We start from the raw sequence: 26,222 nt of genomic DNA, 5'->3' as shown, positions 1-26,222 counted from the left end.
GTTGAATGCGCCTTTAAATATTGTGTTGTTTGAACCTGAAATTCCGGCTAATACGGGTAATATTATTCGTTTATGTGCTAATACTGGTTTTAATCTACATATTATTGAACCAATGGGATTTTTTTGGGACGATAAAAAACTAAGGCGAGCAGGACTTGATTATCAGGAATTTGTCGATGTAAAACGTTATAAAAATCTTGAACATTTTTTGGCTGATAACCACCTTGATTTAGCTTCTCAAGTTTATGCCTTAACCACAAAAGGTCAAAAACCACATAGTGAAGTAAATTATCATCAAAATGATTTCTTGATGTTTGGTCCAGAAACGCGAGGCCTACCTGCCAAAGTCCTTGATGCATTACCGCAAGATAGGAAAATTCGTATTCCAATGACTGCCAATAGTCGCAGTATGAATTTATCTAATTCTGTTGCTGTAGTAGTTTATGAATCATGGCGACAATTAGATTATATTGGTGCTAAATAAACTAAAATTCTTAATTTAGATATTGTTAGTTTATTAGTATTCGCTGGTTTGATTGAGTGCTGGATTGGTAATTGTCGAAAAGCTGAGCCTAATTATTGAAATAAAAACCCCTTTCCTCAAAATAAATATTAACTTTTTTATTTAGTAAATAAAAAAGAGGTCAATATGACCTCTTTTTTAAAAATAGCATTTATATCTCGTTGATATTATTTAACCCGTGAAACATATTCACCAGAACGAGTATCAACTTTAAGTACTTCACCAATTTGTACAAATAATGGAACACGTACTACAGCACCAGTTGATAGTGTCGCTGGTTTACCACCAGTCCCTGCTGTATCACCTTTTAGGCCTGGGTCGGTTTCAATAACCTCTAGTTCAACAAAGTTTGGTGGCGTTACCGCAATTGGTTGACCATTCCATAAAGTTAAAATACATTCAGCTTGATCAACTAACCATTTAGCATTGTCACCTACAGCTTTAGCATCAGCAGAAAGTTGCTCAAATGTATCGTTATTCATGAAATGCCAGAATTCACCATCAGTATATAAATAGGTTAAATTCATATCAACAACATCAGCGGCTTCAACGGATTCACCTGATTTGAATGTTTTATCAACAGTCTTACCTGAAAGTAATTTTTTTATTTTTACGCGGTTAATTGCTTGTCCTTTTCCAGGTTTATAAAATTCATTTTCAACAATTACACACGGTTCGCCATCTTGCATTATTTTAAGACCGGCTTTAAACTCATTAGTACTAAAAGATGCCATAAAAGCTCCAACTATCATTCTGAATTACAAAAATGAGCCACATTATACAGCAAAATATTGAACAACCAAATAAAGATGAGTGGATTTTTGAACTTGCTAATGTCGTTACCGATATCAAAGAGCTTTATCGTTGTTTGAATTTAGATCCTGAGGCGATTTCTCTGCCTATGTTGCAAGCGAGAAAGCAATTCCCGCTTCGGGTTCCTATGGCTTTTATAAATCGGATGAAAAAAGGTGATAGCCAAGATCCATTATTGTTACAAGTTCTTTGTGATGAAAAAGAATTAATTAATGTAGCGGGTTTTAGTGAAGATCCTTTAGAAGAGCAGAATAATACCATTCCAGGGTTACTACATAAATATCATAATCGTGCATTATTAATGACTAAAACTGCATGTGCGATTAATTGTCGGTATTGTTTTAGACGACATTTTCCTTATCACGATAATCAAGGAACTAAAAAAAATCTTGGGGCTGCATTGGCATATATTGCAAGCCATCCAGAACTGGATGAAATTATCCTTTCTGGAGGTGATCCTTTAATGGCTAAAGATCACGAAATGGCTTTTTTAATAACCGAATTAGAGAAAATACCTCATATCAAGCGGTTACGTATTCATAGCCGTTTAGCTGTGGTGATACCTAATCGTATTACTAGCGAACTGTGTCGGTTATTTGCTAAAACTCGGTTACAAATTGTATTAGTTACTCATATTAATCATCCAAATGAAATTGATGATAATGTTACTAATGCTATCAAGTGTTTAAAGGAACATCAGGTAATGGTTTTGAATCAAAGTGTATTATTGAGAAAGGTTAATGATGATGCTGATGTATTAGCTTGTTTAAGTAATAAATTATTTTCAATAGGCATTTTACCTTATTACATCCATTTATTGGATAAAGTACAAGGAGCTGCTCATTTTTTAGTGGATGATGATAATGCTAAGCAAATTATGAGACAACTTGCGAAAAATGTATCAGGTTATCTTGTGCCAAAATTAGCTCGTGAAATCGGTGGTGAAAAAAGTAAGCGAGTCATAGCGGTTAATGATTAATAAAGGCGATATATTTATTTAATACAGTCCTTACAATTTATGTATTAAAATCTCATTGACGAAAAATAAAATAGCCTCTATAATTCGGGCCTCTTTAATTAATGCTGTGGAGTTTATACTCTACAACTTGTTGATAAATTAGATTTGGATATAAATCGTCATGAAACGCACATTTCAACCATCAGTATTAAAACGTAATAGAACTCACGGTTTCCGTGCACGTATGGCTACTAAAAACGGTCGTCAAGTTCTTGCTCGTCGTCGCGCTAAAGGCCGTGTTCGTTTAACCGTTGCTAGCTAATTTAAAGTTGAGTGACTAAACTCACTTTTCCTCGGGAGTTACGTTTGTTAACTCCCTTCGATTTTAATCGCGTCTTTCAAGAATCTATTCGTGCAGGTTCGCCTTTTCTTACTTTAGTTACACGGAAAAATGATCTAGCTCATTCTAGATTAGGTTTTGCTATAGCTAAAAAACAGGTTAAACGAGCACACGAGCGTAATCGAATTAAACGATTAGCTAAAGAATATTTTCGTCACCGTCAACATCAGTTTCCTAATATCGATTTTATTTTGATGGCTAAACAGCCTGTTATACAATTGAATAATCAACAATTAGTTGAGACATTAGACAAACTATGTCAACAAATCATCAAAAAACAAAGAAACTGAATAAATTAATATTGATATTTAAACAGCATGTTTATGCGTTTAATTATTTGATTATTAATGCTTTTGTTTTTGTCATTAAAATATACCAGCGTATTATTAGTCCTTTATTAGGGCCTAAATGTCGCTTTACTCCTTCTTGTTCTCAATATGCTGTAATTGCATTAAGACGCTTTGGATTAATAAAAGGTAGTTGGCTAACTGTCAAACGTGTATTAAAATGTCACCCTTTACATGAAGGAGGTGAAGATTTTGTACCTCCTAAAACTAAAACCGATAGAGAAAAACACTAATGGGATCTCAACGTAATATTTTAGTCATTGCTTTACTTTTCGTCTCTTTCCTGCTTTGGAAAGCATGGGAAGAAGATCATGCACCAAAACCGCCAGTTGCTAATCAATTGACGCAACAAATAGGTGAAGATTCACCAGCGGATTTTACACAAGGTAAAACAATCACGATAAAATCTGATGTATTGTCATTAACGGTTAATACCTATGGTGGCGATGTACAAGCTGCACAATTGTTAAAATATGAGCAGTCTCTTCATTCTGGTACGCCTTTCCAATTATTAACATCTAAACCTGACTTTATTTATATTGCTGAAAGTGGCTTAACAGGTAAAGATGGTCCAGATAATGCAATTCAAGGAAGTAAACGTCCAGTATATCAAACTGCTCAATCTGAATATGTTTTAGCTGATGGTGTAGATGAGTTGAAAGTTCCATTAACGTATCAAGTTAATGGAGTGACTTATACTAAATATTATATTTTACATCGTGGCAATTATGCTATTGATGTTCAGTATGATATTGATAACCAAAGCCAAAATCCTATAGAAGTATCAATGTATGGTCAGTTAAAACAAACTATTGATTTACCAGATGATGCAGTTACCGAAGGTGGTGGCGGATTAGGATTAAGTGCGTTCCGTGGTACCGCTTATTCCAGTTCTGATACTAATTATAGTAAATATAGCTTTGGTGATATCAAAGATAAGGCTTTATCTGTGGAAACTAATGTTGGTTGGGTTGCTATGTTGCAACACTATTTCGCTTCAGCGTGGATCCCTGCGCAGGATCAAAACAACCTATTTTATTCACGTGCTACGGCTAAAAATTCCCAAGCTACGATTGGTTTTAAAGGTGAAACCGCCGTTATTCAACCAGGTAAAACTCAATCAGTTAGTGCAAAATTATGGTTAGGTCCTGAAATCCAAAGTCAGTTAAAAGAAACCGCTAATCATCTTGATTTAATTGTTGATTATGGTTGGTTATGGTTCTTATCTCAACCACTGTTTTATTTATTAAAATTTATCCATAGTTTTATTGGAAACTGGGGCTTCTCAATAATAGTTATCACCTTTATCGTGCGGGGTATTTTATTTCCACTTACGCGAGCACAGTATCGTTCAATGGCTAAAATGAAGTTATTACAACCTCGTATACAAGCACTAAAAGAACGTTATGGTGATGATAGACAAAAACTGAGTATGGAAACAATGGCACTTTATCGACAAGAGAAAGTTAATCCTCTTCGCGGTTGTTTACCATTGTTGATTCAAATGCCGATCTTCTTATCACTGTTTTATATGTTAGGTAATACAGTAGAATTACGTCATGCTCCATTTGCTCTTTGGATTTATGACTTATCAGCGCAAGACCCATATTATATTTTACCGTTATTAATGGGTGGTACCATGTTCTTAATTCAGAAGATGTCACCATCACCGGTTACTGATCCATTACAGCAAAAATTAATGACTTATATGCCATTAATCTTTACGGTGTTCTTCTTATGGTTCCCATCAGGTTTAGTTTTATACTATACTGTAAGTAACTTGTTTACGATTGCTCAGCAACGTATAATTTACTGGGAACTTGAGAAAAAAGGTCTTCATGAGAAGAAAAAGAAATAGCTTGATAAAAAGGAGGAGTAATATCCTCCTTTTTAATATTTATTTTTTGGTGTTAGTGTTATGGATATACAAAAACAATATAATTTGATCGGTAACGAAAAAGGCTACTGGTTTGTGAGTAAAAATGGTCGTCTATGGTTACCTAATGGCGAAGTTCCCAACGGTATCGCCAGCGAATTAGGATTTACCAATAAACTCGCTCAGCCTATTGGTGAATGGAATGGACAAACAGCGTGGTTAATTTGTCAAGAAATGAGTAGTTCCATGGCCTCGATTAGACCTTTACTTAATAGTGCTGATCAGTCTTTGTTTAATATGGCTGGTAGAGCGGTACAATTGTCTGAGTTTTATCGGTCTCATAAATATTGTGGTTACTGCGGTCATGAGATGTATATCAGTCAAACCGAATGGTGTTGTCTATGTGATAATTGTCATCAACGTTATTATCCACAAATTTCACCATCCATTATTGTCGCTATTCGGAATAAAAATAAAATTTTATTGGCAAAACATGTAAGGCATAATCAAGATAATTTATATACTGTATTAGCGGGTTTTACTGAAATTGGTGAAACCATGGAAACGACAGTAGCTAGAGAAGTTTATGAAGAGTCAAAAATAAAAATTAAAAATATTCGTTATGTCGGTTCGCAACCTTGGCCATTTCCTAATTCTATGATGATGGCTTATTTAGCAGATTATGATAGTGGTGAGATTACTATCGATAAAAATGAGTTAGTAGAAGCTGATTGGTACCATTATTCTCAATTACCAAAAATACCTGAATATGGCACGATAGCAAGGCGTTTAATTGAGGATACAATTATACTTTGTCGTGAATATGATGAGTTTGGTGAAAACTGATCATATTCACTTTATTTAATAAGTTATAGATACTCGATGGTCCTGGTTAGATTAATTTTACTTGAACCATTTCCGGTTGTTTCACAAACAGCTTTGGTCCAGTCATTATTTTGGTTATATTCAGAATAACTACAAGTTTCAGTAGATTCTAATTCTTGTTCATTTTTATCATTGATAATGACTTCGCCTTTGGCAGATAATTTGAAGGTTCGAGTGATAGTTTTTTCTAATTGTTTGTCTGCATTATAAATAATATCTTTTTCTCTTACTAAAACGGGTAATTGTTTTTTATCATCCATTTTTACATAAGCGTTATATAATACTTGTTCAACCAGATCATTTTCATAAATAATCTTACTGGTAAAATTAATATTATTATCAGCGAAGTTAGATAAAGTGGTTTCTACTAAACGGCCTTGTTCGTCAAATTCACTAATAGCAACAATTTCATCATTACTATTTTTCATACCAATGATATTTTTAGATTCATCGAAGGTAATGTCATAACTGTTTCTGGTATCTTTCATACCATAAATGTATTTAGCTGTATCATAATTTATTTCGCCATATAATCCTTCCAAGTCGTAATCTTTAACATAACCTTTATCGTTATAATTAATAGATTTTTTATCCGAACTTTGAATAGTTTGCTGTTTAATGAGTTTCTTATTAGGTAACAACTCTGGTTCGGTATGAAATAGATAGCTATTAGTTACTTGGGTTGGTAACTGTGATTTATTGTCATTACTAGATTTGATTGTATTGTCTTCATTGTTATTTGTTGTACCTGTAGTTTTATCAGTTGTATCATTTTGGGTATTAGTACTAACTTCGTTATTTTGATTAGTCGTTGGAGTTTCATCAGATGATGATTGGCTGTTTTTTTTATTATCACATCCAGTTAACAATAAAATACTTAATAAAAATAGATAGATATAATTTTTCATAATATTGGCTTCTTAATGTTATTGGTTAAAATTTTATTTATATCTAATAGCGATATTAATATTTCGATTCATCAGTTTATTCTAGCTATGGGCAGAATAATTCTGTTATCGCGTCGTTACTTGATTATCACATCAAACTAATCTTTACTCTCAGCGATTAATTTGTGACTTTTAGTGTCAGAATAAGTAACTTAATATATTTTATCCATAAATTACGTTTTTGTAATTGATTTAGTTTAATATTTATTAAAAAAATTAAAATATTATTTATGTTATTTATTCTGAAAGATTTTTAACTGAGCTAATTTTGGTTATTTGTTTTTATATTGTTAATCATATCAATTCACTTTAGTCAGTAAATTGATATGATAAATATAATGTAGCTATCACTGGTTATTGAGCCATTGAGCTACTTGCTTAGCAAAATAAGTTAACACGCCATCGGCGCCTGCTCGTTTGAAACAGAGTAGAGATTCCATGATAGTAGACTTTTCATCTAACCAACCGTTTTCGATTGCAGCCATTAACATTGCATATTCTCCTGATACTTGATAGGCAAATGTAGGTACTGCAAAAGTTTCTTTTACTCGGCGAACCATATCTAGATAGGGCATGCCAGGTTTAACCATGACCATATCTGCACCTTCACTTAAATCTTGATAAATTTCTTGTAAGGCTTCATTGCTATTGGCTGGATCAAGTTGATAGGTCTTTTTGTTGCCACCTTTGATATTATTGGCTGAACCAACTGCATCACGGAAAGGTCCATAAAAGCTAGATGCATATTTTGCCGAGTAAGCCATAATTTGGTTATTAACAAAATTGTGTGATTCTAGCTCTTTACGTATTGCGCCAATTCGTCCATCCATCATATCACTTGGCGCAATAATATCTGCCCCAGCATCAGCTTGTATTAATGCTTGTTTTTTTAAAGCTTCGACAGATATATCATTGAGAACATAACCGTTGTCATCAATAATACCATCTTGACCGTGTGTTGTATAAGGATCGAGAGCGACATCGGTTAAAATTCCAAGTTCTGGTATTTCTTTTTTTAATGCTCGAATTGCTCTAGGAACTAAACCTTTATCGTTATAAGCTTCTTCGGCTAATAGTGATTTAAGTGAAGAATCAATAGCTGGAAACAATGAAAGTACTGGTATACCTAGTTTAGCAACTTGTTCAGCTTCTTTCACTAATATATCAATACTCATTCGTTTTACATTTGGCATTGATGGTACGGATTGACTGATATTGTTGCCTTCAACAATAAATACTGGATAAATTAGATCATTAACCGTCAAATTATTTTCTGCTACCAGACGACGACTAAAATCTTGTGCACGGTTTCGACGTAAACGTTTTTGTGGATATTGACCAGTAAAGAAAGACGACATAAAACACCTATATATCCTTAATTAAACTATTTTATTATCTGATTGAAAAAGTAGATTAGCAAATTAATTTACCATATAGTAATTATACGATATTTTACTTTACAACCCATACCAAATAGGAGTAAAATTGCGCACTAATTTTAGTCCTTTGTGATATTAAACAAATTTGAGGTGAGAGGCACATGCCAGTAATTAAAGTACGTGAAAATGAACCTTTCGATGTAGCATTACGTCGTTTTAAACGTTCTTGCGAAAAAGCAGGAGTATTAGCTGAAGTTCGTAATCGTGAATTTTACGAAAAACCAACAACTATTCGTAAACGCGCAAAAGCAGCTGCTGTTAAACGCCATGCTAAGAAATTAGAAAGAGAAAACGCTCGTCGCACTCGTCTATATTAATTTTTATACTGAAAATTTAAATTGTTTTTAAAAAACAATTCATTTATATTCTAGATATAAACAATTTTAACAAGCCGTATTATTATTACGGCTTGTTGTCTTTTTATAATGCCATAATTGGTTGAATTTTATCATGAAAGGTCTTATTCCTCGCGATTTTATTTTAGATTTGCTTGCCCGCACAAGTATTCTTGATGTGATAGGTAAGCGCGTTAAAATGAAAAAAAAGGGAAATAATTATTTTGGTTGTTGTCCTTTTCATGATGAAAAAACCGCCTCTTTTTCATTAAATGAAAAAAAACAAATTTACTACTGTTTTGGATGTGGTGCATCAGGTTCTGCTGTAAATTTTTTAATGCAGTATGAACGATTAACATTTCCTGAAGCCATTGAAGAAATTGCTAGTATGCAAGGTATTCGTGTTCCTTACACAGAAAGTAATACTAATCAAGCTGATCAATCAAAGCAAATTGAATCGCGTAATTTGCGTCGTGATCTCTACTCCCTGATGGCAAAAATCACCGATTTCTACCAACAGCAATTAGCATTATCGACGTCAAAAGATGCCCATATGTATCTTGAACAACGTGGTTTAAATCAAGAGATTATAACTAGATATAAAATAGGTTATGCGCCTAATGAATGGCGTTTAACTTCACAAAATGTGGTAAAAACTAAAGCTGAAACAAAATTATATAATCAAGCTGGCATGTTAGTTACCAATGATAGTGGTAATCAATATGATCGTTTCCGTGGTCGTATAATGTTTCCAATTCGCGATAGGCAAGGTAATGTCATTGCTTTTGGAGGTAGAACGATTGTTAATGATTCAGCCAAATATATTAATTCACCAGAAACGCCAATTTTTCATAAAGGTTTCCAATTGTATGGTCTTTATGAAGCGCAAGAGGTTAATCGAAATCCAGAACAACTGATTGTGGTTGAAGGATATATGGATGTCGTATCACTTGCTCAATACGGAGTTGATTATGCGGTTGCTGCATTAGGTACATCAACCTCTGAAGAACATATCAAATTATTATTTAGAGCAACTGATTCTGTCATATTTTGTTATGATGGTGATAATGCAGGGCGAAGCGCAGCTTGGCGAGCACTTAATGTTTTACTACCTTGTTTGATTGATGGTAAAGAAATTACTTTTGCTTTTTTACCACAAGATGAAGATCCTGACAGTTTTGTGCGTAAAGTTGGTAAAGACGGTTTTGAAGATTATGTAAAAAATTCTCCTAATTTATCGGAATTTTTATTTGATGAATTATTAAAACAAGTTGACCTAAAAACTGCTGAAGGTAAAGCTAAATTGAGTTCGCTTGCCATACCTTTACTTGAGCAAGTTAAAGCAAAAGTATTCAGACTTAATTTACTTCAGAAATTAGGTCGTTACTTAGGTCTACTTGATATATCACAAATAGAACAACTTATTGCCGCTAATCAAAATAAAAGTGAAAATAAACCTATTGAGGCCGTGTCTGCACCGCAGATGAAATTAACGACCATGCGGATTTTGATTGGTTTATTACTGCAATATCCGAATATGGCTAAAATGGTTGCAGATATTAATGTTATGCGACAAGTTAATTTAGCAGGCATAGATATATTTATTGAGCTACTTGAATTATGCCAACAATACCCAAATATAACTACAGCACAGATATTAACAGAGTGTACTAGTCGACCATTTTATAAACAGTTAAGTCGTTTAGCTACATGGGAGTACCATTACCAAGATGATGAAATAGAGTCAATTTTTTCTCATACTTTAAAAGAGTTATATGATAATATACTCGCCCAAAGGCAAGATGAACTGATCGCAAAAGAGAGAGTCTCCGGATTAAGTACCGCAGAGAAAAAAGAATTAGCGACATTAATACTTGTTTTATCAAAAAAAGACTAAATATACAGGGTATATGTAGAAAATTATTTCTTATTCTGCATATATAATATACATGACCGAATAACTAAATGTGGATACCTTTATGGAGCAAAATTCTCAATCACAGTTAAAACTCCTGATCATCCGAGGAAAGGAGCTAGGATACCTGACCTATGCTGATGTCAATGATCACTTGCCTGAAGAAATCATTGATTCAGATCAGATTGAAGATATTATCCAAATGATCAATGATATGGGCATTCAAGTACTTGAAGAAGCCCCAGATTCAGATGAATTATTACTTTCAGATAATGTTCCGGATGAAGAGGCCGTTGAAGCAGCTACAGCACTAGTTTTATCTAATGTAGAATCAGAAATAGGCAGAACGACAGATCCTGTCCGTATGTATATGCGTGAAATGGGTGCAGTTGAACTATTAACTCGTGAAGGTGAAATTGATATCGCTAAACGTATTGAAGATGGTATTAATCAAGTTCAAACCTCAGTATCTGAATACCCAGAAGCGATTACTTATCTTTTAGAACAATACAATTTAGTGGAAAGTGGTGAGGTTCGTTTATCTGATCTTATCACTGGTTTTGTTGATCCTAATGCTGAAGAAGCATCTGAAGAGCTTCCAGAAGAGTTGGACGAGAGTGAATCTGAAATCGATATCGACGATAACGATGACGAAAGTGAAGAAGATGGCGATTCCTCAGCTGATGATGATGTTTCAATTGATCCTGAAGTGGCAAGAGCGAAATTTTCTGAACTTAAAGAACAGCATGATAAAACCTCTGCAGCAATAAAAAAATATGGTCGTGCCCATAAAAAAGCACAACAAGAAATTGAAAATTTATCTGAAGTTTTCAAACAATTCAGATTAGTAGGTAAACAATTTGATATTCTTGTTAATAATATGAGAAGCATGATGGATCGCGTAAGATCACATGAGCGTGTAATTATGAGGATCTGTGTTGAACAGTGTAAAATGCCGAAAAAACAATTTATGACGCATTTTAGTGGCAATGAAAATAACATGAATTGGTATAAAAAAGCCGTTACTGGTAAAGGTGCTTTTGCTGCTAATTTAATGGAATTTGAAGCGCCAATTGAGGCTGAAATTAACTGTTTACAACAGATAGAAACAGAAACGAATCTTTCTATTGAGCAAATTAAAGACATTAATAGACGAATGTCTATCGGTGAAGCTAAAGCCCGACGAGCTAAGAAAGAGATGGTAGAAGCCAACTTACGTTTGGTAATTTCAATTGCGAAAAAATATACTAACCGAGGTTTACAGTTCTTAGATCTTATTCAAGAAGGTAACATTGGCTTGATGAAGGCTGTTGACAAGTTTGAATATCGCCGAGGATATAAATTCTCTACATATGCGACTTGGTGGATTCGACAAGCGATTACACGTTCAATTGCTGACCAAGCAAGAACAATACGTATACCTGTACATATGATTGAAACAATCAATAAGCTAAATCGAATTTCACGTCAGATGTTACAAGAAATTGGTCGTGAACCAACGCCAGAAGAGTTATCTGAACGCATGCAAATGCCTGAAGAGAAAATTCGTAAAGTATTGAAAATTGCTAAAGAGCCTATTTCAATGGAAACACCAGTTGGTGATGATGAAGATTCACATTTAGGTGATTTTATTGAAGATACAGCACTTGAACAACCATTAGAAGCCGCTACATCTGAAAGTCTGCGTAGTGCAACACGTGATATTTTATCTGGCTTAACACCACGTGAAGCTAAAGTGTTACGCATGCGATTTGGTATTGATATGAATACCGACCATACTCTTGAAGAGGTTGGTAAACAATTTGATGTAACACGTGAACGTATTCGTCAGATTGAGGCTAAAGCATTACGTAAATTACGTCACCCAAGCCGATCTGATGTACTACGAAGCTTCCTAGAGTAAAAGTATAACTTTAGATATATCGCCACTTTTGTGGCGATTTTTTTAACTAATCAAACTAATATCATGAATATACTTCAACGTTTTAAAATTGATTCATTCTTGCTGATTTTGATTTGTGTTGTGATGACGGCAAGTATTTTCCCATGTGAAGGACAAGCAAAGGTTATTTTTGAAACTCTCACAACTTTTGCTATTGGTCTATTATTTTTTATGCATGGAGCAAAATTGTCATTTGATGCAATAGTTATTGGTATAAAAAATTGGCGATTGCATTTATTGATATTTGTTATTACTTTCGTGGTGTTCCCGATTCTAGGGATGATGATGCAACTACTTGTACCAACTTTTTTATCGGAAGATCTTTATCTAGGCTTTGTTTACCTTTGTGTCCTACCGGCTACAGTTCAGTCGGCAATTGCTTTTACCTCAATTGCAAAAGGTAATGTGGCTGCAGCAATTTGTAGTGCATCGGCATCGACATTATTAGGTGTATTTATTACTCCCGTCTTAGTCGGTTTATTAATGCATACTCAAGCTGCTGCTTCGATGAATATTTTAGATGCCATTGAATCTATTATGCTTAAACTGATGTTACCTTTTGTGGTTGGTCATTTATCCAGACGTTTTATTGGCAAATGGGTGGATAAATATAAAAGTGTTATTTCAAAAACTGACCGTATATCAATATTATTAGTTGTTTATGTTGCTTTTAGTGATGCGGTAGTTAATGGTATTTGGTCTAAAGTCAGCTGGTTATCTCTTGTAGAGATCATTGTTTATTCAATAATTTTGTTAACCATCGTGTTATTAATTACTACTTATAGCTCGCGATTGTTGGGTTTTAGCAAAGAAGATGAAATCACAATTGTATTTTGCGGTTCTAAAAAAAGCCTTGCAAGTGGTATTCCTATGGCTAGTGTGATTTTCCCTATGTCTATAACTGGAATAATGATTTTGCCGTTAATGATTTTTCATCAAGTTCAATTAATGATCTGTGCTGTTCTAGCCTCCCATTATGCGAAACGAAAAATGTAAAAATTGTTTTGCTCATTGCGGTATTCTCAAGGATAATAGAGCCGCTATTAACAACAGAAAGATATATTATGTTTCATCTATTTGCTGATTTAGACTTTTCAACCATTATATTGCTAGTTTTAGCACTATTTTTTGTTCTTTTTTACGAGGCAATTAATGGCTTTCATGATACTGCAAACGCAGTTGCGACAGTAATATATACTAGAGCATTAAAAGAACAGCTTGCTGTTTTTATGGCTGGTATGTTTAACTTTTTTGGAGTATTGCTTGGTGGACTTAGTGTTGCTTATGCAATTGTTCATCTTTTACCTACTGATTTATTATTAAATGTAAGTTCTGCACATGGCCTGGCAATGGTATTTTCGATTTTATTTGCCGCTATTATATGGAATTTAGGTACATGGTATGTAGGTATACCAGCGTCAAGCTCTCATACTTTAATTGGTGCAATTATTGGTGTTGCATTGGCTAATGCATTTATTATGGATACTTCTATTATTGATGCACTTAATATTCCTAAAATGATTCAAATCTTTTTATCATTAATAATTTCGCCTGTTGTTGGTCTTGTTATAGCCGGATTAATGATTTTTTTACTGCGGAAATATTGGACTCGTAAAGGTCAAAGTAAAAAACGTAGTAAAAAAAGAGAGCGTATTTTTATGACGCCCGAACAACGCGAAAAACTCTATGGTAAGAAAAAACCACCATTTTGGATTCGCATAATGTTGATCATTTCTGCTGCTGGAGTAAGTTTTTCTCATGGCGCTAATGATGGACAAAAAGGTATTGGTTTATTAATGCTAGTATTAATGGGAATTGCGCCTGCTGGATTTATTGTAAATATGGGAGCATCAACCTATGAAATTACTAATACCAGGAATGCCATTCATAATATTGAAGAATATTTTATTACCCATAATGATGAACTTAATACTGTAATAGGAAAACAGTCTGCTGTAGATACTTCAATTCCTGTAAATGATTTAAATCAATATCATTGTGATTACTCTCGTTCGTTTACTACATTAGGGATTGCTAATAATTTGTTTAATAAAATGAATGATTATGGTTCTCTTAATGTAGATCAACGCTCCCAGGCTAGACGTATTTTATTATGTTTATCCGATACGGTATCTCATGTAGCTAAACAACCAAATGTACCTGCAGAAGATAAGCAATACTTAAAATCGCTAAATAATGATTTATTAAAAACTGTCGAGTACGCACCAGTTTGGATTATTATCGGCGTAGCTTCAGCGCTTGCTGTAGGTACTATGATAGGTTGGCGACGGGTTGCAGTAACCATTGGTGAAAAAATCGGTAAAAAAGGGATGACTTATGCTCAAGGTGTCTCTGCACAAATTACAACCGCGTTATCAATAGGTATAGCAAGCTATACTGGAATGCCTGTATCAACAACTCAAGTTCTTTCCTCATCGGTTGCTGGTACGATGATTGTTGACGGTGGTGGGGTACAAAGTAAAACAATTAAAAATATTGCATTAACTTGGATTCTTACATTGCCAATTTCAATTTTGTTATCTGGGTCACTATTTTGGCTTGCTCAAAAATTAATTTAGTAGTAAAAAGGAAATATAAATTCTAATTTAATTAGAGCATCAAAAATAGGAAGGAGTGAATATTATGGCTTATAAACATATTTTAGTCGCAGTGGATTTATCACCTGAAAGTGAAGTTCTTGTTGAAAAAGCAGTTTCTATGGCTAGACCATATAATGCTCAAATATCACTAATTCATGTCGGTATTAATTATTCTGATCTTTATACTGGTTTAGTTGATATTAATATGAATGATATGAAAGATCGTATCACTGAAGATGCTCATATTGCATTGAATAAACTTGCTGATGATGCTGGTTATCCAATTGCACACACTCTTTCTGGCAATGGTGAATTTGGCCAAGTATTAATTGAAGCTATCCATGAATATGGTGCAGATCTGGTTGTTTGTGGTCATCACCAAGATTTCTGGAGCAAATTAATGTCTTCTGCTCGTCAACTAATTAATAATACCCATATTGATACGTTGATTGTTCCTTTGAAAGATGAAGAGCCTTCCGAAGAACCAGCTAAATGAAATATTCGATGTCAACCCGCTATGTAGCGGGTTTTTTTGTATTTAATGCAGAATAATCTATTATTTATTTCAATGTTATAAAGGTAAAATCAGACAATTATCATGAGTAAAGGGGATTGAATATGAATATCGCTTTAGTTACTGGAGCTTCTTCTGGTTTTGGTCAAGCTATTTGTCGAAAACTTATTGCTGACGGTTATAAAGTCATTGGTGCTGCTAGAAGAGGTGATAAATTACAGAAACTTGCTGATGAGTTAGGGGATAACTTTTTGCCTTTAACGTTTGATGTCACCAAAAAAGATGCCGTCGAAACTATCTTATTGCAATTACCGAAAGAATTTCAACCGATTGATATATTAATCAATAATGCTGGATTGGCACTGGGATTAGAACCTGCATATGAGGCGAATTATAATGATTGGGAAACAATGATTCAAACTAACATTATCGGCTTAGTTCACCTAACTCATCAAATTTTACCGAGTATGGTTGAACGCAATTATGGTTACATAATAAATCTTGGATCAGTGGCGGGAACTTATGCTTATAAAGGTGGTAATGTTTATGGTGCCTCAAAAGCATTTGTTAAGCAATTTAGTGCTAATTTACGGACAGATTTACTAGGTAAAAGAATCAGAGTAACAAATATTGAACCAGGATTATGTGGTGGTACAGAATTTTCCAATGTACGATTCCATGGTAATGACGAACAAGCCGCGACAGTTTATAAAGATGTTGATTATGTTACTCCTGAGGATATTGCTAATACGGTGTCATGGTTAGTGAATACACCTAATCATTTTAATGTGAATTCAATTGAAATTATGCCAGTTGCCCAAGCTTCGGCAGGGTTATCTGTTTGTAAACAAGTTTAACATTAAACCAAATTGGCATTGATATATATCAATGTGTTAAATAAAAAATAATAAAAAAATAGAATTGAAAATCAAAATAGACTTGCACTTATGTTAATGGATTGCTATTCTTTTCGCTTGTGATTTTGATTGAGGTTTTAGCAATGACATTTTCTGACGTAACAAAAACATTTGCGACAAGCTTACCTGGTACCGACTCGTATGTAAAACTACGTAAGGCTATGAGGGCTTTAATCCAAAATGATCCAAAAAATGCATCAGTTTATTTTTTGATCTTTGGATTTGCGCGTACTTATGTCATGTTATATGAAGATCAGGAAGTTTCGCCACAATTTGCTGAAGATAATCAAAAACTAATGTTATCGTATCTCAATATACTTGATGAAGCATTAAAAAAACAGGATGCAGAAAGTATCTACCAAGCCTTAAATAAGGTAGTGAACGAATACGAAAACAGCAAAAAAGTTTTTTAATTTTTACAGCCTGACATGAAAATGTCAGGCTGTTTTGTTTAGGGATTTTTTTAGGAAAAATAATGAAAACTATGATGATGATGATTTCAGGTATTATTGGCACCACCGGCACTATTATTAATTATAGGGCGGGTTGATTTTTCCTTAAAAAATATCGAAAAACCCGCCAAAAAAGGCGGGTTTTTTGTTTTATAAAATAAAAAATATTCAAAAACATTAATAACAAAAAAAAGAATTCAAAATATTGATTTTATAAGTGATTTAAAAAAATTACATTTTGAATTGTCATTGGCATAAATTAGAAAAATAAGTAAGGTGTGATATGAAAGTTTTAAAATTTGGAGGAACATCTGTTGCCAACGCAGAACGCTTTTTGCGTGTAGCAGAGATTATTGAGAATAATGCTAAACAAGAACAAACAGCAACAGTTTTATCTGCACCAGCTAAAATTACCAATCATTTAGTCGCAATGGTTGAAAAAACTGTAGCACGGCAAGATATACAAACAAATATTTATGATGCAGAAAAAATCTTTGCGGATCTCTTAGCAGGAATATCACAAGCACTGCCTAATTTTGCCTATGAAGAGATGAAAAAATTTGCACTCAATGAGTTAAATAATGTCAAACAATTGTTAGAAGGTATTCGGTTATTAGGTCAATGTCCTGACAGTATTAATGCTACTATCATTTGCAGAGGTGAAAAACTTTCAATTGCAATCATGCAAGAGGTGCTAAAAGCAAAAGGTCATGCAGTGACCGTAATTAATCCGGTAGCAATGTTAATTGCGGAAGGTGATTATTTAGAATCAACGGTTGATATTGTTGAATCTTCCCATCGCATCAGCGAAATGAATATTCCACCAGAAAATATTATTTTGATGCCAGGTTTTACCGCCGGAAATGAAAAAGGTGAATTAGTTGTTCTTGGTCGTAATGGATCTGATTATTCGGCATCAGTTTTAGCTGCATGTTTACGTGCAAATAGCTGTGAAATTTGGACCGATGTGGATGGGGTTTATACCTGTGATCCTCGAATTGTTCCAGATGCCAAATTATTAAAAACCATGTCTTATCAAGAGGCAATGGAGTTATCTTACTTTGGTGCAAAAGTGCTTCATCCAAGAACAATTTTGCCAATCGCCCAATTCCAAATTCCATGCTTAATTAAAAATACCAATAATCCAGATGCTCCGGGGACTTTAATTGGTGCTAATGTTGTGGATAGTTCAACTCCAGTAAAAGGTATAACCAATTTAAATAATATGGCGATGATTAATGTATCAGGGCCAGGGCTAAAAGGTATGGTAGGTATGTCTGCTCGAGTATTTTCTGCTATGACTTATGCCGGGATTTCGGTGGTACTGATTACTCAATCATCATCTGAATATAGTATTAGTTTTTGTGTTCCTCAAACCGAACTATATCGTGCTGAAGAGGCATTAAGTGATGAATTTTATTTAGAATTAAAAGATGGCTTACTTGAACCTATCGAAGTGATTGACAAATTGGCAATTATTTCTGTAGTTGGTGATGGTATGCGAACGTTACGTGGTTTATCTGCTAACTTCTTTACTGCATTAGCTCGAGCCAATATTAACATCGTAGCAATTGCACAAGGTTCATCAGAGCGTTCAATTTCGGTTGTGGTTGATAATGATGTTGCTGTAATGGGAGTACGTGTAACGCACCAAATGCTTTTTGGTACAGACAAAATGTTAGATGTGTTTGTTATTGGTGTTGGTGGTGTTGGTGGTGCATTGGTCGATCAAATTGGTCGTCAACAAAAATGGCTTAAAAATAAACAGATCGATTTACGGGTTTGTGGTTTATTCAATTCCAAACATTCTGTACTTAATCGTGATGGTATTGATTTAGCGAATTGGCGTGATCAAATAAAACAAAGTGATACAGATTATACTCTAAATAGTATTATTGATTTTGCTAAAAACAATCGATTACTTAATCCAATTTTAGTTGATTGTACTTCAAGTAGTGATGTATCAGATAAATATGTTGATTTCCTTGCCAATGGCTTCCATGTGGTCACACCAAATAAGAAAGCCAATACAAGTTCAATGGCTTATTATCTTCGCCTACGGCAAGAAGCGGCCAATAGTAAACGTAAGTTTCAATATGATACCAATGTTGGTGCTGGTTTACCTGTAATAGAAAATTTACAAAATCTGCTCAATGCTGGTGATGAACTGATCAAGTTTTCCGGCATATTATCTGGATCGTTATCTTTTATTTTTGGCAAATTAGATGAAGGTATGTCTTTATCAGAAGCGACTAAATTGGCGAAAGAAAAGGGCTTTACCGAACCAGACCCTCGTGATGATTTATCAGGTACAGATGTAGCCAGAAAATTGTTGATTTTAGCCAGAGAATCAGGATTACAACTGGAATTAGATCAAATTAAAGTTGAATCAGTTCTGCCTGCGGAATATTCTCAAGGTAATATCGATGAGTTTATGTCAAAATTACCACAACTAGATGCTGAATTTAAAGAAAAATCAGAAAAAGCAGCCAAAGAAGGAAAAGTATTACGGTATGTAGGTAGTATTGATGGTGGTCAATGTTGCGTCAAAATTGAAGCTGTAGATACAGATGATCCACTTTATAAAGTTAAAAATGGTGAAAATGCTTTAGCATTTTATACTAGGTATTATCAACCAATTCCATTAGTATTACGTGGTTATGGCGCTGGTAATGACGTGACAGCGGCAGGTGTTTTTGCTGATATTCTACGAACCACATCGGGAAAAATTGGAGGCTAAATGAGTCATAAATCATTAACAGTTTATGCTCCTGCATCAATGGCAAACATTAGTGTTGGTTTTGATATTTTGGGGGCGGCAATCAATCCAATTAGTGGTGCAATGTTAGGTGACTGTATTACTATTGAGTCGGCAACTGAGTTTAACCTTACTAGCAAAGGTCAGTTTGTCAAAAAACTGCCAAAAGACCCAAAATTCAATATTGTTTATCAATGTTGGCAGCGTTTCTGTAAGGCTATGGATAAAACATTGCCTGTTAGTATAACTCTTGAAAAAAATATGCCAATTGGTTCTGGTTTAGGATCAAGTGCTTGCTCAGTAGTTGGTGCTTTTGTTGCATTAAATAAGTTTTTTAATGAACCATTTAATGAGTTTGAAATGCTTTCGATGATGGGAGAGCTAGAAGGGCGTATATCTGGTAGTGTCCATTATGATAATGTGGCGCCTTGTTATTTAGGTGGTATGCAACTTATTCTTGATGAAATGGGTGTTATCAGTGAGTCGATACCTCACTTTGAAAATTGGTATTGGGTAATGGCCTATCCTGGTATTAAAGTCTCTACAGCAGAAGCCAGAGCTATTCTGCCTGCTCAATACCAAAAAGCTGATTGTGTCGCTCATGGTCGCTATGTCGGTGGTTTTTTGCATGCTTGTTATACTAAACAACCTAAACTTGCTGCGGCAATGTTAATTGATAATATTGCTGAACCTTATCGTAAACAATTACTACCTAATTTTGATGAAACTCAAAAGAAAGTAAAACAACTTGGTGCATTAGCTTCAGGGATATCAGGATCTGGACCGACGATGTTTGTTGTGGCGGATAATCTTGAAACGGCACAGCAGATAGAGTCATTATTAAAAAGCTCTTATCTACAAAATGAAGATGGTTTTACCCATATTTGTAAAATAGATCCACAAGGTGCAAGAGTGATTTAAGTTAATTGTTATTCAATTTAACAATAAGATTAAATCAAAAAGAAAACAATTAAAGTATAAAATAGTTGGAACAAATTATGAAATTGTATAACTTAAAAGATCATTCTGAACAAGTTAGTTTTGCTCAGGCCGTACAACAAGGATTAGGTAAAGGGCAAGGATTATTTTTCCCAGAGCAATTACCAAAATTTTCAGATGCAGAAATAGAGTCATTGCTAAATATGGATTTTGTTACTAGAAGTGCCAAAATATTATTGGCTTTTATTGGTAATGAAATTAGTGATAACGATATGCATCGATTAGTACAAAATGCCTTCCAATTTCCAGCTCCAGTCAAATCAGTAGAAGATGATATTGGTTCACTTGAACTCTATCATGGTCCAACATTAGCATTTAAAGATTTTGGTGGCCGCTTTATGGCACAAGCATTAGTTCAAGTTGCTGCGGATAAAAAAATCACAATCTTGACGGCAACCTCTGGGGACACTGGTGCAGCTGTTGCGCATGCTTTTTATCACTTACCGAATATTCGCGTAGTGATTTTATATCCAGAAGGTAAAATTAGCCCGTTACAAGAAAAACTATTTTGTACTTTAGGTGATAATATTCACACCATTGCTATTCAAAGTGATTTTGATGCCTGCCAAGCATTAGTTAAAAAGGCTTTTGATGATGAAGAGTTAAAAACTGCTATTGGTTTAAACTCAGCAAACTCCATTAATATAAGTCGGCTTTTAGCACAAATTTGTTATTATTTTGAAGCTTATGCTCAATTGACAGCAAAACAACGAGAACAATTAGTTATTTCTGTGCCAAGCGGTAACTTTGGTGATTTAACTGCCGGATTGCTGGCTAAAACTATGGGATTGCCAATTAAACGTTTTATTGCTGCAACTAATGCCAACGACACTGTTCCTCGTTATTTAGAAACAGGAAAGTGGGAACCTCATAAAACTGTAGCTACATTATCTAATGCTATGGATGTAAGTCAGCCTAATAACTGGCCAAGAATTGAGAAAATTTATCAACGAGAAGGTTGGGTATTAAAATCATTAGGTCATGCAGCTGTTTCTGATGAGGTTTCTGTACAAACCGTTCAAGAATTGGATAAAAAGGGTTATTTATCTGAGCCTCATGGTGCTATTGCTTATCGAGCTTTACGCGATCAATTGCAAGAAGGGGAGTATGGTTTATTTTTAGGAACAGCTCATCCAGCCAAGTTTAAAGAAGTGGTAGAGAATATTCTTGGTCGATCCATTCCATTACCACCTGCATTAGCTGAAAGGGCTGAAATGCCGTTGCTGTCTCATTATATGCCAGATGATTTTGCAAAATTACGCGATTTTTTAATCTCATTAACATGGTAAATCAATTCTCCGTCACTAAATAAGTGGCGGAAATCTAACATTCATTTGAGTATACTGCAGTTAGAAATAGTATGCAGTAACTTATATTACTTAGCTTAAATCTTGTTTAAAATAATAATTTCAGCTATTGTAATGTAAGTTAAACGTTTTCAGGATATATTTATGCACTGTCCGTTTTGTAATGCTGATGATACAAAGGTTATTGATTCTCGATTAGTTGGTGAAGGTTTTCAAGTTCGTCGTCGTCGACAATGTGTGGAATGTAATGAACGTTTCACAACCTTTGAAGTGGCTGAATTAATTATGCCTAATGTTATTAAAAGTAATAAGGTTCGAGAACCTTTTAATGAAGAAAAACTTCGTAATGGTATAAAACGAGCTCTTGAAAAACGTCCGGTTAGTTTTGATGCAATTGAAGATGCTATTACGCGTATTAAATCAAAACTTAGAGCCACCGGCGAACGTGAAGTACAGGCAAAATTAATTGGTGATTTTGTAATTGAAGAGCTTAGAAATCTTGATAAAGTTGCTTACATACGCTTTGCTTCTGTTTATTTCAGTTTTGATGATATTGAACAATTCAGTAATGAAATAGCGAAGTTGCAACAAAAATAATCTTAATTTAAAAGATAGCTATGGATAAAGATCTATATTATATGCAGCAAGCTATAGAGCTCGCTGAACTTGGTCGCTTTACCACTACCCCTAATCCTAATGTTGGTTGTGTTATTGTTAAAAATGATCAGATCATTGGCAAAGGTTATCATCAAAAAGCCGGGCAACCTCATGCCGAAGTTTATGCATTAAGAATGGCTGGTGACCAAGCAAAAGGGGCAACGGCTTATGTAACATTAGAACCTTGCAGTCATTTTGGCCGAACTCCACCTTGTGCTGACGCTCTTATTCAAGCTGGCATAACGCGAGTGATTATTGCTATGCAAGATCCTAATCCTAACGTTGCTGGTAATGGCATTAAACGATTAAAAGATGCTGGAATTGAAGTTCAAGTTGGCGTTTTAACCGAGCAAGCCGAAGCGATTAATAAAGGTTTTTTAAAACGTATGCGAACAGGTCTGCCATACGTTCAACTTAAAATGGCGGTTTCATTGGATGGTAAAATTGCTATGGCCTCCGGTGAAAGTAAATGGATTACATCTGCATTAGCAAGACAAGATGTTCAACAATATAGAGCTCAAGCTAGTTGTATATTGAGCACAAGGAAAACAGTTCAAGCTGATAATGCCAGTTTAACTGTTAGATTTAGTGAATTGCCTGATTCAATTAAAAAAATTTATCCTTTCGATGAAGTTCGCCAACCAGTACGAGTGATAATCGATAGTCAAAATCAAATGATGGGTAATGAAAATATTTTCGATCAATCTGGTGAAATTTGGATTGTTCGCAAGCAAAATCTGCCAATATTATCTTCAAATAGTAAACTTATCATTGAATCATCAAATAATCATCAAGTTGATTTATCAAAGTTATTATCCATATTAGCTAAGCAACAAATGAATTCTGTATGGGTTGAAGCTGGATCTCATTTAGCCGGTGCACTAATCGAACAAGATCTGGTTGATGAATTAATCATATATTATGCTCCTAAATTGCTAGGTCATAATGCCCAAGACATGTGCGTATTACCTAATCTACAAAAACTCTCATTAGCGCCGCAATTTCGTTTTGAATCAGTTGAAATGATCGGTGATGATTTAAGGATTATTTTAAAAAGAAAGTAAACTTTAATCTTGGCGATAGTTGAATAATCTATTTTGAATAAGATCAAACGGAAAATAGAAAAGCGATTTAATTGATATGTATGATAAAACAAAATTTAGTATGCTCAATATTGATGATTTTTTTAGTTCAGATCAATATCAGACTATTGAAGATTTCAGTTATGCTGATGTCCAAGGAATACTAAAAGGTGGTTATCAAATTGAATTTTTTTATATTTTAGATCATGTTGAAGTATTATCAATTCAAGAAGTTATGGATAACACTTTTTTAATTGATAAAGCTAATCAAATTTTAAGTTACCTTGGTTTTGATTTTAAGATTGGTCACCCGTTTGAATTAACTGATGAATTTAACCATAATTATAGATTTAAAGATGGTAGTTATAATAAAGATTATATGCTTTATTACTATGATTTTGAAGGCATGTTAATTGTTTTAGGTATTACTTGGGAAGGCGTTTTAATCTCATTTGAAATGGTTAACAATAAAACAATTATCAATAATCGACTGGAATTTTTTAATACCTAATATTCTTCTTATAGTTTAAAAACTTACTGTATTAACTGCTTTAATTGATTGATTGTTAATCAGTTGGAGGTAACCTCCCATGAGTTCACATCGTCTCTTCTCATGGGATGGTTATATTAGTTGCCTTGAAGGATTGTTAATAGCTCTTCTGGTTTTTTAACGGATTGAATTCGCGCTAAAGTATCTTCAGCAATAACTGCTCTTGTTAATTGACGCAAAATATCTAAGTGTTCATTACTTTTTGCCGCTATACCAATAACAACATAGGCAATATTATTATCTTCATCCCAATTTATACCATCAGGGTAATAGATAACTTTTAATCCTGTTTGTATAACACTATCACGTTTATCGGTAGTTCCATGAGGAATTGCTATACCATTACCCAGAAAAGTTGATATTTGCAGATCACGATCGAACATCGATTGAGTATAATCGGGCTTTACTAATCCCGCTTTTATCATATTTTCTGATACCGCTTTTATTGCATCTTGTTTAGTATAAACGCCATTTATAATAGATATATCTTCAATTTTTAATTGTATATTGCTCATTTATTTACCTTAAAAATTCATATATATTCAAAAGATCAATTTATTAGCCATATTTAATAATTGACTTTTTATTTTTCAACAGTCGATTTTCGTTTTTCACGTATACGACATAAACCTAATAAAATCGCTCCGACTAATGCACCTATAAAAATACAACCAACCCACATGAAAGGTTTATTGACTAAAGGTAGGACTAAAAATCCTCCATGAGGTGCAGGAACTTGGATTTGACTAATAAAAGTTAATACTGAGGCAATAGCTGATGAAAACATCATAATTGGAATAACGTGTAATGGATCTTTGGCAGCAAATGGAATAGCGCCTTCGGTTATATGAGTTGAACCAAGTATATAATTTACAATGCCAGCAGCACGCTCTTCTTCAGTAAATGCTTTACTTCGGAAAATAGTAGTTGCAAAGGCAATAACAAAAGGAGGGACAATACATGCAGCGGAAACACCAGCCATAAAATAGTAATTACCTTCTCCTAACAGCATTGTACCTGTTACATAAGCAGCTTTATTGATAGGGCCACCGAAGTCGAAAGAGCACATTCCACCAATAACAATTCCTAATAAAATAGGATTAGCAGATTGCAATGAGGCTAACCATTCTTTCATGCCATTATTAACAACAGCAATCGGTCCACCAAGTAAAAACATACCTGCACCAATCACAAACACCCCTATTAATGGCATTATGAAAATTGATTTAAGTCCTTCAAATGCACGAGGAAGGCCATCTAAAAGTCTTTTAACAATCAGCATTAAATAACCAGCAGCGAATCCAGCAATAATACCACCTAAAAAACCTGCACCAGTTATATTAGCAATTAAACCACCGACAAAACCAGCTACCATACCTGGTCGCCCACTTATTGAATAAGCTAAAAAACCTGTAAAAATAGGGACCATAATACCGAAAGCTTGGCCACCAATTTTCATTAGTAATGCAGCAAACTCATTATATTCAGGATTGCTTTGATCTGCGGAATAAATACCCCATAGAAATGACAATGCAATTAATACTCCTCCAGCAACAACGAATGGTAACATATTTGAAACACCACTCATAAGATGCTTATATATTTGTCGACCAATAGATTCTTTTAATTCATTTTGATTTGGTAGTTCTGATGAGTGACTGTTGTTTTTTAATTTTTTGCGAATAGGTACTGTTCCTGAGTTTATTTTTTCAATAAGCATAGTCGCTTTATGAATACCATCTTTTACAGGTACTTCAATAACCGGTAATCCATTAAAACGATCAGGATTAACATCTTTATCAGCCGCAATAATCACACCAATTGCATTAGCAATATCTGCATCAGTAATTAGGTTTTCTACACCACTTGCGCCATTGGTTTCTATTTTAATTTCAACCCCAGCTTTTTGAGCTGCTGATTTCAATGCTTCTTCTGCCATATAGGTATGTGCTATACCAGTAGGACAACCTGTTACTGCTAGTATTTTTTTCATAACAATTTTCCAT

Annotated in this window: 26 protein-coding genes; 21 read left to right on the top strand and 5 right to left on the bottom strand. The window is 34.1% G+C overall.

Translation table 11 applies throughout. The features are described from left to right. Nucleotide 1 precedes the first annotated feature (1 nt). The gene (gene trmL / locus B6C84_RS04445) at nucleotides 2-484 is read left to right on the top strand and encodes a tRNA (uridine(34)/cytosine(34)/5-carboxymethylaminomethyluridine(34)-2'-O)-methyltransferase TrmL (protein ID WP_086320975.1); all 483 of its coding nucleotides are present in this window, start codon (nucleotides 2-4) and stop codon (nucleotides 482-484) included. Between the two features lie 206 nt (nucleotides 485-690). On the opposite strand, the gene efp is transcribed toward trmL, so the two are convergent. Next, entirely contained in the window at nucleotides 691-1,257 is a 567-nt protein-coding gene (efp, locus tag B6C84_RS04440) for an elongation factor P (protein ID WP_034901106.1), read from the bottom strand. A gap of 32 nt (nucleotides 1,258-1,289) precedes the next feature. Between efp and epmB the strand changes: the two genes are divergently transcribed. The 6 genes from epmB to nudC all read left to right on the top strand — a co-directional run bounded on the left by epmB (nucleotide 1,290) and on the right by nudC (nucleotide 5,763). Beyond that, the gene (gene epmB, locus B6C84_RS04435; RefSeq protein ID WP_086353903.1) at nucleotides 1,290-2,315 is read left to right on the top strand and encodes an EF-P beta-lysylation protein EpmB; all 1,026 of its coding nucleotides are present in this window, start codon (nucleotides 1,290-1,292) and stop codon (nucleotides 2,313-2,315) included. Between the two features lie 160 nt (nucleotides 2,316-2,475). Then, nucleotides 2,476-2,616 carry a 50S ribosomal protein L34 gene (gene rpmH, locus B6C84_RS04430; protein ID WP_025314679.1) on the top strand — a complete coding sequence of 47 codons (141 nt, stop codon included), beginning with the start codon at nucleotides 2,476-2,478 and terminating at the stop codon, nucleotides 2,614-2,616. An 11-nt stretch (nucleotides 2,617-2,627) separates the two neighbouring features. Beyond that, nucleotides 2,628-2,984, top strand: a complete 357-nt coding sequence (gene rnpA, locus B6C84_RS04425) for a ribonuclease P protein component (protein WP_081298824.1) — start codon at nucleotides 2,628-2,630, stop codon at nucleotides 2,982-2,984. Next, nucleotides 2,951-3,274: a membrane protein insertion efficiency factor YidD gene (gene yidD, locus B6C84_RS04420; RefSeq protein ID WP_086353902.1), complete on the top strand. Its 324-nt coding sequence runs from the start codon at nucleotides 2,951-2,953 to the stop codon at nucleotides 3,272-3,274. Before rnpA ends, yidD begins: the two co-directional genes overlap by 34 nt. After that, complete coding sequence (gene yidC, locus B6C84_RS04415; RefSeq protein WP_034901113.1) at nucleotides 3,274-4,899, top strand: membrane protein insertase YidC; 1,626 nt, start codon at nucleotides 3,274-3,276, stop codon at nucleotides 4,897-4,899. Before yidD ends, yidC begins: the two co-directional genes overlap by 1 nt. Before the next feature lie 60 nt (nucleotides 4,900-4,959). Further along, complete coding sequence (nudC, locus tag B6C84_RS04410; RefSeq protein WP_086320966.1) at nucleotides 4,960-5,763, top strand: NAD(+) diphosphatase; 804 nt, start codon at nucleotides 4,960-4,962, stop codon at nucleotides 5,761-5,763. Nucleotides 5,764-5,786: 23 nt separating this feature from the next. Here nudC and B6C84_RS04405 read toward each other — a convergent pair whose 3' ends face one another. Both B6C84_RS04405 and hemB read right to left on the bottom strand, forming a co-directional pair. Continuing rightward, nucleotides 5,787-6,710, bottom strand: a complete 924-nt coding sequence (locus B6C84_RS04405) for a hypothetical protein (protein ID WP_086353901.1) — start codon at nucleotides 6,708-6,710, stop codon at nucleotides 5,787-5,789. A gap of 386 nt (nucleotides 6,711-7,096) precedes the next feature. Further along, complete coding sequence (hemB, locus tag B6C84_RS04400) at nucleotides 7,097-8,107, bottom strand: porphobilinogen synthase (RefSeq protein WP_086320964.1); 1,011 nt, start codon at nucleotides 8,105-8,107, stop codon at nucleotides 7,097-7,099. A 182-nt stretch (nucleotides 8,108-8,289) separates the two neighbouring features. Between hemB and rpsU the strand changes: the two genes are divergently transcribed. The 14 genes from rpsU to B6C84_RS04330 all read left to right on the top strand — a co-directional run bounded on the left by rpsU (nucleotide 8,290) and on the right by B6C84_RS04330 (nucleotide 24,177). Continuing rightward, nucleotides 8,290-8,505: a 30S ribosomal protein S21 gene (gene rpsU / locus B6C84_RS04395; protein WP_034882800.1), complete on the top strand. Its 216-nt coding sequence runs from the start codon at nucleotides 8,290-8,292 to the stop codon at nucleotides 8,503-8,505. Between the two features lie 133 nt (nucleotides 8,506-8,638). Next, nucleotides 8,639-10,420, top strand: a complete 1,782-nt coding sequence (gene dnaG / locus B6C84_RS04390; protein ID WP_065614406.1) for a DNA primase — start codon at nucleotides 8,639-8,641, stop codon at nucleotides 10,418-10,420. 82 nt (nucleotides 10,421-10,502) lie between these two features. After that, nucleotides 10,503-12,341, top strand: coding sequence for an RNA polymerase sigma factor RpoD (rpoD, locus tag B6C84_RS04385; protein ID WP_086353900.1), 1,839 nt, complete (start codon nucleotides 10,503-10,505; stop codon nucleotides 12,339-12,341). A 63-nt stretch (nucleotides 12,342-12,404) separates the two neighbouring features. Further along, complete coding sequence (locus tag B6C84_RS04380; RefSeq protein WP_086353899.1) at nucleotides 12,405-13,376, top strand: bile acid:sodium symporter family protein; 972 nt, start codon at nucleotides 12,405-12,407, stop codon at nucleotides 13,374-13,376. A gap of 68 nt (nucleotides 13,377-13,444) precedes the next feature. After that, entirely contained in the window at nucleotides 13,445-14,959 is a 1,515-nt protein-coding gene (gene pitA / locus B6C84_RS04375) for an inorganic phosphate transporter PitA (RefSeq protein WP_065614408.1), read from the top strand. Between the two features lie 64 nt (nucleotides 14,960-15,023). Next, nucleotides 15,024-15,476, top strand: coding sequence for a universal stress protein UspA (uspA, locus tag B6C84_RS04370; protein WP_034901127.1), 453 nt, complete (start codon nucleotides 15,024-15,026; stop codon nucleotides 15,474-15,476). Between the two features lie 122 nt (nucleotides 15,477-15,598). After that, on the top strand, nucleotides 15,599-16,351 hold the full coding sequence (locus B6C84_RS04365; protein ID WP_065578147.1) for an SDR family oxidoreductase: 753 nt from the start codon (nucleotides 15,599-15,601) through the stop codon (nucleotides 16,349-16,351). A 143-nt stretch (nucleotides 16,352-16,494) separates the two neighbouring features. Then, on the top strand, nucleotides 16,495-16,824 hold the full coding sequence (locus B6C84_RS04360) for a hypothetical protein (RefSeq protein ID WP_086320962.1): 330 nt from the start codon (nucleotides 16,495-16,497) through the stop codon (nucleotides 16,822-16,824). Between the two features lie 322 nt (nucleotides 16,825-17,146). Beyond that, the gene (gene thrA, locus B6C84_RS04355; protein WP_086320961.1) at nucleotides 17,147-19,603 is read left to right on the top strand and encodes a bifunctional aspartate kinase/homoserine dehydrogenase I; all 2,457 of its coding nucleotides are present in this window, start codon (nucleotides 17,147-17,149) and stop codon (nucleotides 19,601-19,603) included. Next, the gene (gene thrB / locus B6C84_RS04350; protein WP_065651618.1) at nucleotides 19,604-20,542 is read left to right on the top strand and encodes a homoserine kinase; all 939 of its coding nucleotides are present in this window, start codon (nucleotides 19,604-19,606) and stop codon (nucleotides 20,540-20,542) included. A gap of 77 nt (nucleotides 20,543-20,619) precedes the next feature. After that, a complete protein-coding gene (gene thrC / locus B6C84_RS04345; RefSeq protein WP_086320960.1) occupies nucleotides 20,620-21,909 on the top strand; it encodes a threonine synthase in 1,290 nt (429 codons plus the stop codon). A 162-nt stretch (nucleotides 21,910-22,071) separates the two neighbouring features. Continuing rightward, nucleotides 22,072-22,524, top strand: coding sequence for a transcriptional regulator NrdR (nrdR, locus tag B6C84_RS04340; RefSeq protein WP_034901142.1), 453 nt, complete (start codon nucleotides 22,072-22,074; stop codon nucleotides 22,522-22,524). A gap of 20 nt (nucleotides 22,525-22,544) precedes the next feature. Continuing rightward, nucleotides 22,545-23,648 (top strand): bifunctional diaminohydroxyphosphoribosylaminopyrimidine deaminase/5-amino-6-(5-phosphoribosylamino)uracil reductase RibD, encoded by a 1,104-nt coding sequence (gene ribD / locus B6C84_RS04335; protein WP_086320959.1) that lies wholly within the window; start codon nucleotides 22,545-22,547, stop codon nucleotides 23,646-23,648. Nucleotides 23,649-23,724: 76 nt separating this feature from the next. Then, entirely contained in the window at nucleotides 23,725-24,177 is a 453-nt protein-coding gene (locus B6C84_RS04330) for a hypothetical protein (RefSeq protein ID WP_034901146.1), read from the top strand. Between the two features lie 116 nt (nucleotides 24,178-24,293). On the opposite strand, the gene B6C84_RS04325 is transcribed toward B6C84_RS04330, so the two are convergent. Then, entirely contained in the window at nucleotides 24,294-24,731 is a 438-nt protein-coding gene (locus tag B6C84_RS04325) for a PTS mannitol transporter subunit IIA (protein WP_086320958.1), read from the bottom strand. 68 nt (nucleotides 24,732-24,799) lie between these two features. Beyond that, the gene (locus B6C84_RS04320; RefSeq protein WP_086320957.1) at nucleotides 24,800-26,209 is read right to left on the bottom strand and encodes a PTS fructose transporter subunit IIC; all 1,410 of its coding nucleotides are present in this window, start codon (nucleotides 26,207-26,209) and stop codon (nucleotides 24,800-24,802) included. Nucleotides 26,210-26,222: the final 13 nt, after the last annotated feature.

The sequence above is a fragment of the Gilliamella apis genome, from assembly GCF_002142155.1.
GTDB classification, from domain to species: domain Bacteria; phylum Pseudomonadota; class Gammaproteobacteria; order Enterobacterales; family Orbaceae; genus Gilliamella; species Gilliamella apis.
Note: the sequence above shows the minus strand (reverse complement) of the source record. Positions and strands in the feature narration are given on the sequence as shown.